The sequence below is a fragment of the Streptosporangium amethystogenes subsp. fukuiense genome (genome assembly GCF_042665875.1).
Taxonomy (GTDB): domain Bacteria; phylum Actinomycetota; class Actinomycetes; order Streptosporangiales; family Streptosporangiaceae; genus Streptosporangium; species Streptosporangium fukuiense.
This window is the reverse complement of sequence record NZ_JBHTEE010000001.1, coordinates 8,690,137-8,704,491: the sequence shown is the minus strand read 5'-3', so window position 1 is coordinate 8,704,491 and position 14,355 is coordinate 8,690,137. Positions and strand designations below refer to the sequence as shown.

10 protein-coding genes are annotated in these 14,355 nt (G+C 71.8%); all 10 read right to left on the bottom strand.

All coding sequences use genetic code 11. From position 1 onward, the window contains the following. Positions 1-79 precede the first annotated feature (79 nt). The 10 genes from ACFQVD_RS38700 to ACFQVD_RS38655 all read right to left on the bottom strand — a co-directional run bounded on the left by ACFQVD_RS38700 (position 80) and on the right by ACFQVD_RS38655 (position 14,097). A complete protein-coding gene (locus tag ACFQVD_RS38700) occupies positions 80-3,280 on the bottom strand; it encodes an ATP-dependent helicase (RefSeq protein ID WP_343977402.1) in 3,201 nt (1,066 codons plus the stop codon). 254 nt (positions 3,281-3,534) lie between these two features. Further along, entirely contained in the window at positions 3,535-6,435 is a 2,901-nt protein-coding gene (locus tag ACFQVD_RS38695) for a CDP-glycerol glycerophosphotransferase family protein (protein WP_343977405.1), read from the bottom strand. 113 nt (positions 6,436-6,548) lie between these two features. Further along, complete coding sequence (locus tag ACFQVD_RS38690; protein ID WP_343977407.1) at positions 6,549-6,857, bottom strand: MGMT family protein; 309 nt, start codon at positions 6,855-6,857, stop codon at positions 6,549-6,551. Further along, a complete protein-coding gene (locus tag ACFQVD_RS38685) occupies positions 6,845-7,195 on the bottom strand; it encodes a hypothetical protein (RefSeq protein ID WP_343977409.1) in 351 nt (116 codons plus the stop codon). Before ACFQVD_RS38685 ends, ACFQVD_RS38690 begins: the two co-directional genes overlap by 13 nt. Before the next feature lie 129 nt (positions 7,196-7,324). Next, complete coding sequence (locus tag ACFQVD_RS38680) at positions 7,325-8,665, bottom strand: S8 family peptidase (protein WP_343977412.1); 1,341 nt, start codon at positions 8,663-8,665, stop codon at positions 7,325-7,327. Further along, positions 8,659-9,618, bottom strand: a complete 960-nt coding sequence (locus ACFQVD_RS38675; protein ID WP_343977415.1) for a hypothetical protein — start codon at positions 9,616-9,618, stop codon at positions 8,659-8,661. The genes ACFQVD_RS38680 and ACFQVD_RS38675 overlap by 7 nt, the downstream gene beginning before the upstream one ends. Before the next feature lie 106 nt (positions 9,619-9,724). Beyond that, entirely contained in the window at positions 9,725-11,023 is a 1,299-nt protein-coding gene (locus ACFQVD_RS38670; RefSeq protein WP_343977418.1) for a S8 family serine peptidase, read from the bottom strand. Further along, positions 11,017-11,751 (bottom strand): hypothetical protein, encoded by a 735-nt coding sequence (locus ACFQVD_RS38665; RefSeq protein ID WP_343977421.1) that lies wholly within the window; start codon positions 11,749-11,751, stop codon positions 11,017-11,019. Before ACFQVD_RS38665 ends, ACFQVD_RS38670 begins: the two co-directional genes overlap by 7 nt. A 175-nt stretch (positions 11,752-11,926) precedes the next feature. After that, positions 11,927-13,108 (bottom strand): adenylyltransferase/sulfurtransferase MoeZ, encoded by a 1,182-nt coding sequence (gene moeZ, locus ACFQVD_RS38660; RefSeq protein ID WP_343977424.1) that lies wholly within the window; start codon positions 13,106-13,108, stop codon positions 11,927-11,929. An 80-nt stretch (positions 13,109-13,188) separates the two neighbouring features. Further along, complete coding sequence (locus ACFQVD_RS38655) at positions 13,189-14,097, bottom strand: alpha/beta fold hydrolase (RefSeq protein WP_343977427.1); 909 nt, start codon at positions 14,095-14,097, stop codon at positions 13,189-13,191. Between the last annotated feature and the right edge of the window lie 258 nt (positions 14,098-14,355).

Here is a 14,355-nt window from a genome sequence, read left to right as displayed (position 1 = left end):
GCGGCCCCGGTGGAGGTGGCACGGCCCCGGCGCCGGGGAGCGGCACGGACGCCCCCAAGGCGCCCTGCGCCCAGGCGGTTCAGCACACCTGGTCTCCGTTCTTGCTGACCGGGCAGCTCGACCGTACGGCGCAGGTGCGGCAGCCGTCGTTGACCTTGGCCTGGAAGAACGGCCCCGACATGCCGACGGCGACGGTGTCGACCATGTCCCGGGCCCAGCCGGGCTCGGGGTCGTCGGACAGGGGAGGCTGCGTCTGCTCCTTGGCCTTCTTCTTACCCGCCGCGTCGCCCACCTGGACCAGGGCCGCGCCGCCCGGCTCGGTCAGGCCGTGCCGCTGGAAGGCGCCCAGCAGCGCGGCGAGCTGGTAGACGCCCAGCTGGGGGTGGCGTTCGAGCTCGGTGTCCTTGGCGCCGGTCTTGCCGGTCTTGATGTCGATGATCACGGCTCGGCCCTCACCGTCGCGCTCGACCCGGTCGACCCGGCCCTTGATCTGCACCCCCTCGGAGACCATGGCCGTGAACGCCTCCTCCAGGCCGACCAGCGTCCGGGGGTTGTTCTCGTGCCAGGCGACGAATTTGGAGATCATCTCCTCGGCGACCGCGCGCTGCTTGCGGTTGTACCAGACACCGCCGAAGTCGAGCTCGTTCCAGACCTCGTCCAGGCGCTTGCCGAGGGTCTCCTCGGTGGGCATGCCGGTCGCGGCGAGGACCGCCAGCGCGTGCACGACGGTGCCCAGACCTCGGGCCGCGTCGGTGCCGCCCGCGCCCACCGAGGTCTCCAGCAGCCAGCGCAGGCCGCACTTGCTGAAGCTCTCCACCGCCGAGGGCGAGACGCGCACGACGTCGTCGGGCCAGCTCAGCGGGCGATCGTCGGAGATGGGGGTGAGGGCGTACCAGTCGTTGGGGTGGGCGCCGGGCACTCCCGCGGCGGCGAGCCTGGCCAGGTGCTCGGCCGCCGCCCTGCGCAGCGGTTCCGGTCTGGTGGAGTCGGTGACCGCCGACCGCAGGTCGGCCACCAGTGCGGACATGCTCAGCCAGCGGGACCGCTCGTCGACGCCCGCCTCCTCGGTCGAGCCGGGCACCAGCTCGGTGAGGAAGCGGGAAGGCCGCTCCTCGGTGTCGTCGCCGCCCACGGCGGTGACGATGAGCCTGCTTCTGGCCCTGGTGGCCGCCACGTAGAACAGGCGACGTTCCTCGGCCAGCAGCTGGGAGGCGAGCGCGGCGGAGACGGCCGCCGGGTTCTCGTGCTCGGAACCCTCGGCCCTGGCGACCATGTCGTCGGTGCTCAGGATGGACCCGCGCAGCCGCAGATCCGGCCAGGCACCCTCCTGGACCCCGGCGACGACCACCACGTCCCACTCCAGGCCCTTGGAGCGGTGCGCGGTGAGGATGCGGACCTTGTCTCCGTCGGGAGCCCGAGCGGCCAGGGAGTCGCCGGGAATCTCCTGGGCGACCAGGTCCTCGACGAACACGTCCACCCCGGCGTGCGGGAGCCGGTCGACGAACCTGGCCGTGTGGTCGAAGAGCGCCACGACGGCGTCGAGGTCGCGGTCGGCCATGGTGCCCCTGACCCCGCCCCTGAGGCTGACGTCCGTCCATTTCCCGGCCAGCCCGGTGGCCTGCCAGACGGTCCACAGCACGTCCTCCGCGGTACCGCCCTGCCGTACGGCCTCGGTGGCGGCGGAGATGAGGCCGGCGACCCGCTCGGCGGGCAGCGCCACGTGCGGCTCCACCCGCACCAGTTCCCGCGCGTCCTTCAACGCGGCGACCAGCAGCTCTCCCGAGGAACGGGGGCCGGGGGCCTCGCGCTCCAGGCCGAGATCCACATCGAGATCCACATCGAGAGCCGCGCCGCGATCCGCCTGCTCGGCCTCCTCCTGTTCGGCGGGGTGGGCCAGCGCCTCGTGCTCGGCGATCCGCAGGGCGCGGCGGAGGCGGCGTACACCGATCATGTCGGTGCCGCCGAGCGCGCCGGTCAGCAGTTCCTCCGCCACCCCCTCATCGAGGGTCTCCGGGTGCAGCGCCACCTGGATGAGCCTGATCAGCGGCCGCACGCCCGGCTCCTGGAAGAGCGGCACCTCGCCGCCGCCGACCACGACCGGCACCCCGGCGGTGACCAGGGCGCGGCGCAGCAGCGGCACCTGACGGGTCGCGGAGCGGACCAGCACCGCCATCCGCGACCAGGGGACCCCGTCGAGCAGGTGCGCCCTGCGGAGCGTGTCGGCCACGATCGCCGCCTCCTGAGGTGCCCCGTCGGCCACCAGCACCCGTACGTCACCGGGGTCGGCGTCCGGCAGGGCGCGCAGGTCGCGGTGGGCGGCCCCGCCTGGGGTGGCGGGCAGCCGGGTGGTGACGCGGCGGGTGGCCCGCAGCAGGTTCCGGCCGCTGCGACGGCAGACGCGCAGCGCGACGACGGGAGCCTTCGCGCCGCCGGCGTCGCGGAACCGGTCGGTGAAATTCATGATCCCTCGGACGTCGGCGCCGCGGAAACCGTAGATCGACTGGTCGGGGTCGCCGACCGCGACCAGGTCGCGTCCCTCCCCCGCCAGCTGCTGGAGCAGGAACTCCTGGGCGGGGTCGGTGTCCTGGTACTCGTCGACGAAGACGGCGTCGTACGCCGATCGCTCGCGGTCGCGCACCTCGGGGTCGGAGAGCAGCGCCCCCGCCGCCCGGATCAGCTCCGCGTAGTCGAGCACCGGTTCGAGATCGAGGTCGAACCTGGCCTGGTAGCGGTCCGCGAACCTGCCGGCGGCCACCCAGTCGGGGCGGCCGTGGCGGCGGCCCAGCTCGACCAGCTCCGGCCCGTCGAGGCCGCGTTCGGCGGCGCGGGCCAGGAAGTCGCGGAGCTCGGAGGCGAAGCCGCGCGTCTTGAGCGCCTCGTGCATGTCCTGCGGCCAGTGCACGGCACCGTCCTCCAGCTCGCCGTGGAGCAGGCGGCGGATCTCCAGGAGCTGCTCGGGGCCGGTCAGCAGGCGCGGCGGCACCCCTCCGGCGATCACCGCCTCGCGACGGAGCAGCGCGTAGGCGTAGCTGTGGAAGGTGAGGGAGAGCGGAGTGCGGGTGGTACGGCGCATCCGGGCCGTGATGCGCTCGCGCAACTCCTCGGCCGCCTTGCGGCTGAAGGTGAGGACGAGCACCCGCTCGGGGTCGACGCCCCGGCGCTCGATCCGGTCCACGACGGTCTCCACGATCGTGGTGGTCTTGCCGGTGCCCGGCCCGGCGAGCACGAGCAGCGGGCCGCTCTGGTGGGCCACCACCGCCCGCTGGTGCTCGTCCAGCACAGGGGCAACAGCTCTCCCCGCACCCTCACGACGTACCAGCCGCCAGTCCTGACCACTCACAACTCGCCATTCCACCAGATCCCGGACGATGATCGTGCCGAGTCGGCGGGTACGGCATGGCGGATTGTCGGCCCCGCCGGGCGGGCCACGGGCGGGGCCAGGGGCGGCCGATGACCAGAGTGAGGCGCTGACCTGCGCCGGAGCAGTCCCGGGGCGGGTTCAGGGGCCGCCCGCAAGCCGCCCCCGGGAACCGCTCAGGAGAAGAAGACGTGGTCGACGAGCCTGGCCGTCGCCTTGCCGTCGTCGCGGGGCGCGTAGGTGCGCTGGAAGAGGTCGTACCGCTCGGCGTGGGCGGCGGTCACCTCGTCGATCGACCGCAGTGCCTTGATGACCTCGGCCCCGGTGGAGAGCAGTGGGCCGGGCGCCTCCGCGGCCAGGTCGAGGTACATGCCCCGCTTGGACGAGTAGCGCTGCAGGTCGTGCGTGAAGAAGAGCATCGGCCTGCCGGTCGCCGCGAAGTCGAACATGACCGACGAGTAGTCCGTGATCAGCACATCGGCGATCAGCAGCAGATCCGTAATATCGGGATATGTCGTGACATCGCGTCCGAGGCCGGCGGGCACGTTGGGCGCCGCCTGCATCGAGTGCGCCCTGATCAGGAACTCGTGGCCGGGGCCGAGCACCCGGTGCGCCTCGGCCAGGTCCAGGCGGATCGAGGCGTTCTTGCGGTCGTAGTCGCGGTAGGTCGGCGCGTAGAGCACCACCCTCGCCCCCTCGGCGATGCCGAGCCTGGCGCGCATCCGCGCCGCCATCTCGTCGCGGTCGGGGGCCACCAGCACGTCGTTGCGCGGGTAGCCACTCTCCAGGACCTCGCCCTGGTAGCCGAAAGCCTTGCGCAGCACCCGGGTCGCCCAGGGGCTCTGGGAGACCAGCAGGTCCCAGCCGCGCACCTCGACCGCCTGCCGGTGCCAGGCCGGCGGCCTGGGGTCACGGGACATGTGCGGCAGGTCGTTGCCCAGGCGCTTGACCGGGGTGCCGTGCCAGGTCTGCACGACCGTCTGGTCCTCTCGCGCCCGGAACCAGGGCGGCAGGAAGCCGTTGGTCACCACGTACCGCGAGCGGGCCAGCACCGCGTAGTGCTCACGGCTGCCCGCGCGCACCACGGTCGGCCCCTCGCCCTCGCCGAAACCGAGCTCGGCGGGGCCCGGAGGGGTGAACGCGCCGTCCTTGACCACCCAGATGTGCTCTCCGGCGTCGCCGCGCCGCACGTGCTCCTCGTAGATCGCGCGGACGTTGCCCTCGTACTGCCGTCCGTCGTAGGCGACGTAGACGATCGCGTCGTTCAGCTCGCGGGTCCGCTCCGCGGGGTAGAAACCGCGGCGCAGCGCGTACAGGCCACCGGCGCCCTTCTCGTCGTCGGGACGGTGCTCGGCGACGGAGAGCACCGGGATGTCGAAGCGGGTGGAGATCAGGCGGTACTCACGGCCGTCACGGATCTTCGTGTCCTCGTCCAGACCGTCGAGGATGGCGTGGTCGACGCGGAACGGGACGATCTGGCCGGCCGGGTCGCGGACCGCCATGCTCCAGGTGCCGCTGCCCAGCGGGACCGTGTCCCCGAAACGGGGCATCGCGGCGGCCGCGACCCGCACCGTGAAACGGGAGCCCTCCCGCTCCAGGGGGATGGCGTGGATCAGTCCGCTGCGGTGCTTGAGGGTCAGCTCGGCCGTGCCGGAGCCCGGGTAGGAACCCTCCAGGACGAGCACGCCCTGCTCGTCCCAGGTCGCGGCGGTGATGACCGGGCGGATCCGGTGCGCGGAGACGCTCACCCGGTCACGCCGGTCACGCAGCACGGTGATCTCACGATCCCCGACGACCGTACGGCTCTCCTCCGCCTTGCCGATCATGACGGAGGCCGCGGGATCGCCCTTTGGCTCGATCCAGAGACGGCCGCCGTCGCGTTCCTGCAGCAGGGACGCCACGGCGAGCGGTACGACCACCGCGGTGCCGCCGTCGACGGGGGTGAAGTCCGCGGCGATCCGGTGGCCGTCCAGCCTGGCGTGCCCCCTGCTCGCCTCCTTGCCCGGCAGGAAGACCTGGACCTCCAGCCGTTCGCCGTCCAGCTTCACGCCGGTCAGCTCGGCCCTGGTGGGCTGTAGCACCACCTGGAGTGCCCGGTCGGAGGTCCAGACGGGGCGGATCCACCAACCCCCGCCGAGGTCAAGCCCCGAGGGACGCTCGGTACGGCCGGTGGAGGGGCCGCGCAGCAGGCCGACGGCGCGGGCACCCCGGCTCCAGATCACGATCTCGGCGCGCCAGGTGGTGGTGTCCTGCACGGTGGCGCGGCGGCGCAGCAGACGCTTGCCGCCGCGCACGACGGCCCGCACCGCGGAACGCCAGCGCAGCGGCCACGGGCTCAGCTCGGCGGTGAACCCGGACCAGTCGTAGTTGCAGCCGGCCTCTTCCGCGCCGTAGGTCGCCTCGGGATGGAAGACCCTCCGGGTGCGCAGCCGCACCGGCGGCAGCCAGCGCGGGCCGCGCAGCACCACCGTGGCCCTGTTGAAGCGGCGGCTGCGCACCGACAGCCCGGCCAGATAGGCATGGCCGCTGACGTGCAGCCGCCCGCCGGACCAGGAGACGTCCTCGATCTGGGTCATCGGGATGAGATCCGCGGCCCGCAGCCGGAACAGGGCCTCGGGCAGCTCGTCCTGGAGCGGCAGGTCCGCGTACCAGCGGAGTTTCTTGCGGACGCGCCTGGACGGCTCCGCGGCGGCGGCCACGAGCTTCTGCAGCGCGTCGCCGTCCGCGAGGTCGTCGATCTCGCGGTGCTCGATCAGGTGAAAGGCGATCCTGCGGGCGACCGGCAGGTCCCGCTTGACCCTCGCGTCCACACCGGTCACGTACGGCTTCAGGACCGTGACGAACTCGCGGCGCCGCGCGGCGCCGCGCTTGGCGGCGATGTCCAGCCTGGAGCCCAGCGGCCCGGCCAGCGCGTCGGCGTCGAAACGACGGCGCTCATGCGGTTTCAGCCCGTCGGCCAGCACCGCGGCCATGATCGAGTCGAGTGGTTCTCCCCGGTCGCAGAGATCCTGGACAACCCGAAGACGGTCGACGACGGGGTCGCCGCCGGCTCGTGCGGGGGTGGCACCGATGGCCATGGGGGAAGCACCGCCTTTCGGACAGAGCGCTGTCCTAGGCCATGTTAGTGCGCCGCGGCAGGGCCGGTTACGCGGTGAATTAAGGGTTCCCGGGATTTACAGGCTTTTGTGATCTAAGGCTTTCCATCCCATCTGGCCTCCCGCATATCGGCCCGGGCGCCCCTCAGCGGGGTCCGCTCCTCGCGCCAGTTCACCAGGCATCGCTGCTCGTGGCCGGGTGGCGGGGTGCCGTCGGCGTGCACGACGCGCCACCAGGGCACGCCCCCACCCCAGGTGGACATCACCCTGCCGACCTGGCGCGGGCCGCCCTCGCCGAGATACTCGGCGATGTCGCCGTAGGACATCACCATGCCGGCCGGAATGCGCTCGACCAGATCCAGCACCCGCTCGGCGTACGGGGTGGGATGGCCTACTGGCTCCATACCGTCGGTCCGGCCGAGAGGATTTCGTCGAGCTTGCCGAACTCGTAGGCCACCGAGCCGTTCAACTGCTCGACCAGACCGCCACGGATCGCGTAGGACTCGCCGTCCTCGCCGACCAGCCGTGCTCCCAGCAGAGCGGACACGCGTGCCAGCTGGGCCACCTGCCAGTCCGATCCGGGGGCGCCGGACAGGCGGCCGTTCCATATCGCTATGGCATGAACCGCGCCGTTGTGGCGGGCCAGGACCTCCCCCGACTCCTGCGACCCTCTGAACTCGAACCCCGCCTGCCCCAGCACAGTCGCGAGTTCCGCGAAGGCGAGAGGCGCAGGGCGCTCCACGCGCAACTCGTACCCCATAACGCGGGAGAATAGCGAACCTTCCGGGTTTCCCGGAGTGCAAATCCCGACATTCGGGCTATCGCATCCGAACAGTGTCCCAAACGCGTTCTAATTGACTTCAAACTGCGCTTATCTCCGCGATCTCCCGCGCTTGGCCGTTTTGGTGTCGACCACTACCGGTCCATTCCTGTCCGAGTGCCGGCCGAGCATCACCACGGCCGCCGCGAACGCCACCAGGCCGCCGACAAGGCTCGTTCCGTAAAGCCAGAGCCTCAGCGGATCGGGGCCCGGCCTGCTGTACTCCTCGTGCGGGACGCCCGCGCCGAAGTGCTTGTCATCCGGGACCGATATCTCCGTCGCACCCGCCACGAGCCGATCCGCCCTGTCGAGCGCCGCGGCGGCGTCGACGACGCCGAACCCGATGTGGTCGTCGTAACCGGCGGCGGGACTCGCCGAAGCCGTGGAGACCAGGGCCTGCGCCACCATCTGCGGCGCGATATTCGGGTATTTCGCTTTTATTAGTGCGGCGACCCCTGCCACCAGCGCGGTCGCCGAACTGGTCCCCTCAGAGGATCCGTAGTTTCCGCCGGGGACGACCACCGGCACCCCGGCACCGGGCGCCGAAACCAGGACCGACAGATTGTCGCTGCTGAACCTCGCCGGCTTGCCCAGCCTGTCCACCGCGCCCACACCGATGACCCCGGAATATCCGGCGGGGAAGTTCCAGAAGGAGGTGGAGTTGTCCTTGGCGTACTGGGAGTCCCCGTCGTTGCCCACCGCGGCGACGAGCACCACGCCCCTGGACAGCGCGTAGGAGACCGCCTCCCGCTCGCTCCGGTGCGGTCCGTAGGCGCCCAGCGACATGCTGATGACCTGGGCCCCGTTGTCCGCGGCGTAACGGATCGCCCGGGCCAGCGGGCTGTCGCTGCGCGAGCGCAGATCCTCCTCCGGCAGCACGGAACCGTCCTCGGGCCGCTCCTCGACGATCAGCGGCAGCGAGAGGATCCTGGCCTCGGGGGCGATCCCGAGAAGACCTCCCTCGCCGTTGCCCGCCCCGGCGATGAGCGAGGCCATGGCGGTGCCGTGCCGTCCGGCGTCCGGGGAGTTCCTGTCGAACTTGACAGATCCCATGTCGGGCCCGGAGATCACCCGCCCGCGCAGCTCGGCCACCTGGTCGTCCACCCCGCTGTCGACCAGGGCCACGGTGACGCCCGCGCCCCTGGTGACCTTCCACGCCTCCTGCGCTCGCAGCATCTCCAGCACCCAGCGCTGGTCCTCGCGCACGTCGGCGCCCTCCGGCGGCGCGGCCGGCACCGGGGCGGCGGGCATCCCGGCGAGCAACCCGGCGGGCGTCTCGGCGGGCGTCTCGGCGGGCGTCTCGGCGGGCAGGGTCGCGAAGGCCGGCACCGCCGGGACCGTCACCGAGATCGCGACCAGCACTCCCGTCGCCCACAGCCGCCGCCTCAGCACACGTTCCCCTGGGTGCACTGGGGCACGGCGCTCGGCTCGTCGCCGAGTGCCCTGGCGATGCGCCCCGCGACCGCCTGGGCCGCGGGCCACAGCTCGCTGTGCAGGATCTCCTCGGGGGCGATCGCCTGGCGGGTGCGGCCGTCGGTGTAACCGGCGGTGGAGAAGACGATGTAGGGGCCGACGCCGACCCAGGCATTGTGCTGGCGCTGGGCCGCCCCGAACAGCTCGGTCGCCGTGCCGGGGAAGGCCACCGGCCGCACCCCCACCCTGTCGTCCACGACCAGCTGCGCGGAGGCGGCGAGCCGCCGCTCCTCGTCGGCGAGCACGGCGATGCCCACGGTGAAGACGAACGTGGACGTCTGGTCGACGTAGGTGGCCCGCAGCAGCGTGCGGCAGCCGTGCCGGGTGAGCACCGACCCCACCTGCGCGTCGGTGCCGGCCGCGCAGGCCACCTCGGGCGCGAGGCCGACCCTGCGGGCGTACTGCTGGACCCTGCCCAGGCCGATGTACTGCAGCTCGACGGGGAAGACCAGGTCCGCGGTCCAGGTGTACCAACGCTTGGCGATGTCGTCGGAGATGTAGCGGGCCTGCTCGGCGGCGGTCAGCGGGCGCGAGCTCGTCTCGCGCAGCAGCCCGACCGCGCCGGTCAGCACGTTGGTGGCGGCGATGGCGAGGATCGTGCCCACCAGGATCAGGAAGATCGTACGGAACCGGACGCCCTGCTCCAGGGCCGCCAGCTCGGCACGCTGGATCGCCGCGCGGTCACGGCCCGCCGCGGGCCAGGAGCGCACCCGGTGCCGCCTGACCGTGGCGCCCTGCGCGGGCGCCCGCCTGGTGCGGCCGCCCCCCGTGGCGCTCACCCGGGAGCCGGACGGTGGCCAGCCGCCGCGGGCGCGGGGGGCCGGGGCTCCCAGACGCCGCTCCGGCTCCTGGGACCGCCCTGGCTGCGACATACTCCGATGCTACGTCGCCTGCCCTCTCCGCCCCATCAGCGGCGTGCATTTTCGTGGCGGCGACCTTGGCCCGGCTCCGGCCGCGATCCGGCTCCGGGCCCGATGCTCACGGCCAGGGCGCGGCGACCGCGTCGGGCCCGGGGTCCTGGTAGGTCGTCGACGAGCGCGCACGGCCGACCAACACCGCGATCGTGACCAGGCAGGCGATCGCGCCGAGCCCGGCGGCCACGGCCACCCCGCCGTACAGGTTGATCCTGTCCCGGTCACGGTGGACGACCCGCACCGGCTCGACCGCCAGGCCCAGCGGGCGGGCGGGGTCGTGCCCGCCGGCCCCCTCCGCGGTGAGGGTGTGCCGGGAGATCCTGGCGGCCGCGGCGAGTGCCCGGGTGGCGTTGACGACGCCGAAGCCCATGCCGGTGTCGTAGCCGCCGGTGGGCCGCCGGGTGGCTCCCGCGGTGATCGCCTGGACAACCAGCACGGGCGACATTTCTGGATATTTCGCCTTAATGAGGGCGGCGACGCCCGATACCAGGGCGGTCGCCTGCGAGGTGCCGCGACCGACCCAGTACTCGTCGCCGGGACCCGCCCCGAGGATGTCCACCCCCGGCGCGGCCACCAGGACCGAGGGGTTCCGGTTGGAGAACGAGGCGCGGCGCAGCCCCCGGTCCGTCGCGGCGACCGAGACCACTCCCGGGAAGGCCGCCGGGTAGGAGTACGGGGCGTTGCCGCCGGCGTCGGTCGCCTCGGCACCGTCGTTGCCCGCCGCCGCGACGAGCACGACCCCCTTGGAGATCGCGTAGCGGATCGCCGCCCGCTCCTCCCTGGTCGCCAGTTCCTTGGAGATCGACATGTTGATCACGTCGGCGCCGTGGTCCACCGCGTACCGGATGCCCCTGGCCACCACGTTCTCGTAACGCTCGGCGGTGTTGAACTCCCGGAAGCCTGGCTCCTCGTCCTCCAGGATGACCCGCACCGACAGCACCTTCGCGCGGGGCGCGACACCGATCACCCCGTCCGCCCCGCCCGGCCCGTGACCGTGCCCGGCGATCAGCGACGCCATGTACGTGCCGTGCAGCCGGAGGGGCCGCACACCCGGCGGGTTGGCCCCGGAGGTGAAGTCCTTACCCTCGATCACCGACCCGGCCAGGTCGCGGTGGTCGCTGTCCACCCCCGAGTCAAGCACGGCCACGACCACGTCCTCCCCCTCGGACACCCGCCACGCGGCGGGCAGGTCGAGGGTCCGCAGCACCTCCCGCTGGCTGTCCCTGACATCGTCGGCCCGCACGGCCGGGGCCGGTCCCGCCACTCCCGTCAACACCGCCACCCCCGTCGACACCGTCAGTGTCAGCAGTGTCGTCGCGAGCGCCCCGCGGGCGGCGGAAAGACGCCTCGGCACGGTCAGCATCGCCACTCCGCGGAGGCGCAGTCGGGGCGTGCGGGCCTGGTCAGGTCGGCGAGGATCCGGTCGGCGATGTCGCCGGTGAACGCGAACAGGGTGGGCCGCTGCTCGCCGACCGCGCTGGCGGGCCGGCCGTCGGTCTGGCCGACCGTGGCCATCACCATGTAGGGGCCCGCCTGCCGGACGAGGCCGGCCTGGCGTCCCGCGGATACGAACCGGTCGGTGACGGTGCCGGGGAAGGCCAGCGCCCTCAGGCCCGGCGAGGGCCGGTCGCTCCTGGGCAGCGCCGCCTTGGCCCTGGCGGCGCCCGTCTCGTCGGTGAAGGCCACGACTCCGATGGTGACGACCACCCCCTGGAGCGCGTCGATGTAGGTGGCGCGCAGGATGCCCAGGCAGCCGGCCTCCCGGAGCGCCTTGCGCAGCTTGGCGTCGACCGCGTCGTCACAGCGGGTCTCCGGCGAGATGCCCACCCTACGGGCCTTCTCCTCGCCCCCCTGTTCCGCGGCGTAACGGACCGTCTTGGGGAAGACCCGTCCGGCGGGCCAGGCCTGCCAGCGCCGGGACACCTCGTAGAGTGCCGCCCGATCGAGCTCCGCCTGGGTCGGCCCCCGGGTGAGCTCCGCTCCGGCGGCGCTGGTCGCCACCCCGGCCACGATCGCGCAGAACAGCGTCAGCGCCGATGCCACGACCAGCGTCGGCCATGAATGCCGTCGCTGACGTGGGACTTCATTCACGCTCTCGACCTTAATGCGGCGAGGCGGGTGTCATCCGCCGTTCCGTCCATATCCGTCGGACCGGAAAGCACATGTGGCGGCGGGGCGAGCACCTCCCGGACGGCGGGGGAACGGCGAGCGCCCCGTGGAGCGCGTGCTCCACGGGGCGCGGGCGGTAAGAACCCCACCGGGCCGGTCAGTAGGTCGGCAGGCTCGGGTCGATGGTCTTGATCCAGCTGAGCACGCCGCCGCCCACGTGGACGGCGTCGGAGAAGCCGGCGCTCTTGATGACCGCCAGGACCTCGGCGGAACGGGCACCGGACTTGCAGTGCAGGACGATCCTCTTGTCCTGCGGGAGTCCCTCCAGCGCGGATCCGTTGAGGAACTCGCCCTTGGGGATGAGCACCGCGCCGGGGATGGACACGATCTCGTACTCGTTCGGCTCGCGGACGTCGATCAGGTAGATGTTCTCGTCCGCGTCCTGCATGGACTTGAGATCGGCCGCGGTGATCGTGGAGCCGGAGACGGCCTCCTGGGCCTCCTCGGAGACCGCGCCACAGAACGCCTCGTAGTCCTCCAGGAGCTGGGTGACCGTCGGGTTCTTGCCGCAGAGCACGCACTCGGGGTCCTTGCGGACCTTGACCGAGCGGTAGTTCATCTCCAGGGCGTCGTAGATCATCAGACGGCCGACCAGCGGCTCGCCGATGCCCGTGAGGAGCTTGATGGCCTCGTTGACCTGGATGGAGCCGATCGACGCGCACAGCACGCCGAGCACGCCGCCCTCGGCGCACGAGGGGACCATGCCGGGCGGCGGGGGCTCGGGGTAGAGGCAGCGGTAGCAGGGGCCGTGCTCGGCCCAGAAGACGCTGGCCTGACCGTCGAAGCGGTAGATGGAGCCCCAGACGTACGGCTTGCCGAGAAGGACCGCCGCGTCGTTGACCATGTAACGGGTGGCGAAGTTGTCCGTGCCGTCCACGATCAGGTCGTAGCCGGCGAAGATCTCCATCACGTTGTCCGTGGTGAGCACCTCGTTGTGGACGATCACGTTGACCAGGGAGTTGATCTCCCTGACGCTGTCCGCGGCGCTCTCGGCCTTGGGGCGGCCCACGTCGGACTGGCCGTGGATGACCTGCCGCTGCAGGTTGGACTCGTCGACCACGTCGAAGTCGATGACGCCGAGCGTGCCCACTCCGGCGGCGGCGAGATAGAGCAGCCCCGGGGAACCCAGGCCACCCGCGCCCACACAGAGCACCTTCGCGTTCTTCAGGCGCTTCTGCCCGGCCATGCCCACGTCCGGGATGATCAGGTGGCGCGAGTAGCGGCGCACCTCATCGACGGTCAACTCGGCTGCCGGCTCTACCAGCGGTGGCAACGACACAGTTCTGCTCCCGTTTCAGGGGGTCTTGACGATACGGCTAGCGCAGCACGCTCCACTCACAACCTAACCCGGTGCCCTGGTCATTCCCCAACCGGAGTGAGGACCGTCTCACCTATCAGGATCCTGGCCTCGCGGGCCACCCGGTCGGGGAACTCCATCTGGGCCACGTGCCCGGCGTCGGGCAGCAGCACCAGCTTCACCTGCGGGAACGTCCGGCCCGCACGGGCCGCCATCCGGGGGTTGACGAGCCGGTCGTGACGACCGTGCACGACCAGCGTGGGCGCGGTCACCTGGGCCGCCTGCCGCCACAGGTTCGTCTCCCCGCGCCGGAAGTACTCGGCGACGATGCCGCGCGCAGAGTTGATCAGTGCCGCCCCCGCGTACGGGAGGCCGTCCCGGCGGCGCACCTCCTCGATCGCCTCCTTGAGCCGCTCCGGGTGAATCCTCCCCACGTCGGCGTAGCACATGGCGAGCGTGGCACCGAGCCTGCGCTCGGCGGGCAGCAGGCTCAACCGGCTCGCCGCCCACTCGCCGAGCCTGGGCACGGCGGACAGCGCCACCCGCGCGGGGCCGTACCTGGGCAGCAGGTCGGGCAGGGCCGGGGAGATCAGGGTGAGCGAGCGGACCAGGTCGGGACGGGTGGCGGCGAGCCGCACGGAGACGGCCCCGCCCAGGGAGTTGCCGAACAGGTGGACGGGGGTCCGCGAGACCCGCTCTATCAGGGCGGTGACGGTCCGTACGTGGGCGTCGACGGAGTAGTCGCCGCCGGGCGGCTCGGGCGAGTATCCGGCGCCCGGCAGGTCGACGGCGTGACCGGTCACCACGTCGAAGAGCTCGCCCATCAGGTCTGTCCAGTTGGTCGCGGAACCCGCGAGGCCGTGTACGTAGACGGCGGTCTCCGCGGGGCCTGGCGGGGTCGAGCGCACATGGATCCGCTGGTCGCCGAGGTCGACCATCTCGCCCTGCCAGTTGGGGATCGGTTTGTGCACCACGCGTCTCCTCCTGTCGTCCGGCCGCTCTTCCACGATAGTTCGCCGCTCGACGCGGCAGACGACAGCCCCCGAGTTACCACAAAAGGCACATAAGCCTATTTTAGCCAGATGTCTTTTTATTGCACGCTTTATCACTATTAGTTAGGTACCCCCTCCGGCGCCCCTTCCCCCGAAGAACAAATGCGACATTAAAGACATTTAACTTGAAAGCATCCGGTAACTATCCAAGGTCGACCACAAATAGATAAGGAGAGT

What these genes read in the sequence shown, in the direction of transcription:
- ACFQVD_RS38695 (WP_343977405.1), bottom strand. Translation starts at nt 6,435, where the DNA reads ATGGCCATCGGTGCCACCCCCGCACGAGCCGGCGGCGACCCCGTCGTC.
- ACFQVD_RS38690 (WP_343977407.1), bottom strand. Translation starts at nt 6,857, where the DNA reads ATGGAGCCAGTAGGCCATCCCACCCCGTACGCCGAGCGGGTGCTGGAT.
- ACFQVD_RS38675 (WP_343977415.1), bottom strand. Translation starts at nt 9,618, where the DNA reads ATGTCGCAGCCAGGGCGGTCCCAGGAGCCGGAGCGGCGTCTGGGAGCC.
- ACFQVD_RS38670 (WP_343977418.1), bottom strand. Translation starts at nt 11,023, where the DNA reads ATGCTGACCGTGCCGAGGCGTCTTTCCGCCGCCCGCGGGGCGCTCGCG.